The sequence below is a fragment of the Rhizobacter sp. P2_H2 genome (assembly GCF_056403375.1).
On the sequence record NZ_JBFUFP010000689.1, the window covers coordinates 1 to 2,986 of the forward strand.

The 2,986-nt window shown below is 67.2% G+C and carries 2 protein-coding genes; both read right to left on the reverse strand.

Translation table 11 applies throughout. From position 1 onward, the window contains the following. On the reverse strand, positions 1-1,607 hold a 1,607-nt coding region (locus AC1D15_RS24735; RefSeq protein WP_477828057.1), incomplete at its 3' end, for a right-handed parallel beta-helix repeat-containing protein. A gap of 140 nt (positions 1,608-1,747) precedes the next feature. Further along, positions 1,748-2,986, reverse strand: a 1,239-nt coding sequence (locus AC1D15_RS24740; RefSeq protein ID WP_477828058.1) for an Ig-like domain-containing protein, incomplete at its 5' end; no start/stop codon positions are given.

Here is a 2,986-nt window from a genome sequence, read left to right on the forward strand (position 1 = left end):
CCCGTGTTGATCGCCGGGCTCGTGGCCTTCAGCGTCAGCGGGGTGCCGCCGGTGGTGGTCGCGAACTGCGGGTCGAGCACGCGGCTCGCATCGGTCAGGCCGGTGATGGTGTTGTACAGCGTCGACCACTGGCCGGCCGGCACCTGCGTGTCCTTCAGCGAGAAGGTCGGCGCGCCGTTGCTGGTCCAGTAGATGTTGCCGCTGATGCGCAGCGTCGTGAAGTCGGTCAGCGCATCGGCGTTGACCTTGATCACCGGCCGGTTGCCCGAGCCGTAGATGATGTTGTTGACGATCTCGACGCCGGTGCCGGCCTGCCCGACCTCCGACTCGTTCGACAGGAAGATCGAGCCCTGGCCGGCGGTGGCGGTGTTGTAGCAGCTGTTGTTGTAGATGCGCACGTTCGACGACGACGAGGTCGCGACGCAGGCCCAGGTGGCGTTGACGACGACGTTGTTGCGCACGATGCCGTCGTAGCTCTCGTAGCGGCCATCCGTCAGCCGGTCGGCGTCGGTCTCCTGGCCCAGCATGATCGCGTGGCCGTTGTCGGCGCGGCCGATGTTCACCAGCAGGTTGTTCTCGAAGATCGTGCTGCGCGCATTGCCCTTCGCGTACATGCCGAAGTCGGGCACGTCGTGCACGTAGTTGCCGGCCACGCGGGTGTTGTTGGCACCGACGATGTCGATGCCCTGCGCATTGCTGCCCGGCGTCACGACGCCGCTGCTCTGGAAGATCTCGTTGTCCAGCACCTCGACGTCGTTCGCGGTGCGCACCAGCTTGACGACGTCGGCGACGCTGCAGCACAGCTTGTTGCCCTGGATGCGGACTTTCGCGGTGTCGATCTTGATCACGTTGCCGTCGTCGCCGCCGGTCGTGCTGCCGCGCACCTCGAGGCCTTGCACCGTCCACCAGCTCGCGAAGCAGTCGGTGTTGCCGCTGCCGCTGCCGATCTGGTCCTCGTCGCAGGCGTCGTTGTAGAAGTAGATCGTCGGGCCGGTGCCGGTGCGCTGCAGCACCGGGCGTGCGGGCAGGTCGGCGCCGTAGCCGCGCAGCGTGATGCGCGCCGCCGAGGTGCCGGCGGTGCGGATGACCACCGCCTCGTTGTAGGTGCCGGCGCGCACTTCGATGGTGTCTCCGGCGGTTGCCACGCCGACCGCCTGGGTGATCGTCTTGAACGGTGCCGCCAGCGTGCCGGCCGCGCTGTCGCTGCCGGTGGCGCTGACGAACCAGCTCTTGCCGCTGGAGCTGCCGCCGGGCGTGAAGCTCGCGCTCACCGCCGTGGCCGCGCTCATCGTCACGGTGCAGGTGCCGGTGCCGCTGCAGGCGCCGCCCCAGCCGCTGAACACGTAGCCGGTGCCCGGCACCGCGTTCAGCACGAAGCTCGTGCCCTGCGTCAGCGAGACGCTGCAATCGCCGCTGCAGCCGAGCCCGGCCACCGTCGAGGTGATGCTGCCGGAGCCGTCGACGTGCACCTGCAGTGCGAGCTGCGGGCCGGTCGGCTCACCCCCGCCGCCATCCCCGGACCCGCCACCGCCTCCGCTGCACCCGGCCAGGCCGGCGACGATGAATGCGGCGGCTGCCGCGAACTGCTGGATTCTGCTGATGACCACGGCCCGGACCTCGAAAGAACACCTCGGGGAGAAACGACGGCGCCCGGGCAGTACCCGGGCGAGTCCCGATTGTCTGACGTGGGCCGGCACTTGCGGTGCCGCGCATCCCCCTCAATCAGGTGGATGCGGTGTCATTCAATTTATCTAGAGAAGGAGTCGAGGACGGTCCCGTCCTTGCCGATCGTCTTCACCGTGAGCGTGCTGCCGTTCACGTCCAGCTTCATGTAGTGGTGCGCCGCGGTCGCCTTGGCATTCAGCGGCCCGAGCGTCTTGAAGCCGGCCAGCGCCGAGCCGCCGCCGCCGGTCACCACGTAGACGGTGCCCTTGGCATCGTCGCGCACGCCGTTCGGGTTGGCATCGTCGGCATACACCGGCACCGAGCGTTCGTACACGTGGCTGTGGCCCGAGATCACCATCTTCACCTTGTACTTGCTGAACTCCTTGACCAGCGTCGGCCACGAGGCCACCGGCGCATGGCCGTCGGAGTACGAGATCACCGGCGCGTGCATCAGCACCACGGTGTTCTGGATGGCGGTGTTGGCCACCGCCTTCGCCAGGTCGTAGCGCAGCCAGTCGAGCTGGTGCTTGTAGTAGTAGGCGTCGTAGTTGCCTTCGTTCGCCGCGGTGCAGTTGCTCGAGCACTCCATCAGGTCGAAGTAGTCGGAGTTGATCCGCAGCACGACGAAGTGGGTGTTCTTGTAGTCGAACGAGTAGTACATGAAGTCCGGGTACACGCCGTTGCGCGTGGTCGCGCAGGCGGCGGTGTAGAACTCCGCATCGCTGTAGTGCTTGATGCTGGAGGTCGTCCAGTCCTTGAAGTAGGCCTTGCTCTGCGTGTGGTTGGGCACCAGCTGCTTCGGGTCGAACACGCTGCAGAAGCCGTCGCCGAACTTGTCCGGGTACCACCCATCGCCGAAGTTGTCGTCGTGGTTGCCGACCACCGGGTAGTAGAAGACCGGCAGGCCGGCGGCCGGCGTCTTGGTCTGCARCGGCGCGATGATCTCCTTGAAGCTGCCCTTCGAGGCATCGCTCGGGCAGTCGCCGCGCTGGATCCAGTTGGTCGACTTGTCGTAGCCGGTGATCATGTCGCCGAGGTTGAACACGAACGACGCCGGCTYGGCCACCATGCGGCTGACCAGCGCGATGTGCGCCGTGTTGCCGTCGCAGCCGTTGCCCGAGCGGCTGTCGCCGTAGGCCATGAAGCTGAACGCGCCGCCCGCGACCGGTGCCGCGCCGGTCGTGAACGCCCACGATTTCGCGGCGGCCATCGCGTTGCCGGCCGTGTCCTTCACTGCAGTCGTCACCTGCGCGGTGTAGCTCGTCGCATACGCCAGGCTCGCGGCCGGCGTGAAGATCGCGGTCGAGCCGCTGCACGAGAC